The sequence below is a fragment of the Thermobrachium celere DSM 8682 genome, from assembly GCF_000430995.1.
Lineage (GTDB): Bacteria > Bacillota > Clostridia > Clostridiales > Caloramatoraceae > Thermobrachium > Thermobrachium celere.
Window position 1 is genome coordinate 8,869 of the sequence record NZ_HF951991.1, and the last position, 571, is coordinate 9,439.

General features: G+C 31.3%; 2 protein-coding genes. One reads left to right on the plus strand and one right to left on the minus strand.

Translation table 11 applies throughout. From position 1 onward, the window contains the following. A partial coding sequence (locus TCEL_RS14325) for an asparaginase (protein WP_423219065.1) occupies positions 1–167 on the minus strand: 167 nt, incomplete at its 3' end. 44 nt (positions 168–211) lie between these two features. Between TCEL_RS14325 and TCEL_RS00100 the strand changes: the two genes are divergently transcribed. Next, complete coding sequence (locus tag TCEL_RS00100; protein WP_018656090.1) at positions 212–529, plus strand: hypothetical protein; 318 nt, start codon at positions 212–214, stop codon at positions 527–529. Positions 530–571: the final 42 nt, after the last annotated feature.

The window sequence follows — 571 nt, forward strand, 5'->3', positions numbered from 1 at the left end:
TTATGAAGACAGGTTGCAATAACTCCTATATGTTTTCCTGAACAATCGCAATTTAAAGTAGTAATCTGATGATTTTCCTTTAGCTGCTTTTGTCTATAGGCTTGATTTATCGAATAGGTTTCTCCACATAAAAGCGCTTCTTTTTTTATATTTATCTTATTTAGCATCTCACTTAAGGTTTTAAAAATACATTTTAAAAAGAGGTGTCAAAATGGAAGTTCATGTTACAAAACTAGCAGAGGAAAAGATATTAGAGGCAATTAAGACCTATAATGAAAAAAATCAACTAAGAATTTATGTAGAGGCTGTAGCCTGTCATGGTGCAAAGTTTGGCCTTGCCTTTGATGATATAAAAGAAGGGGATGTAACAGAAAAGGTTGGAGATATTATATATTTTGCTGATGAAAATGTTTTAAAGTATTCAGATGGCATTAAAATTGATTATGTAACTGAACCAAAAGAGGGATTTATTGTAACCTCTTTAAGACCAATAAAATCAAGTTGTTCAAGTTGCTTTGGATGTAAATGATAAAAAGGGGGAAGTAAAATGATAGTAACCACAACGCCTTCA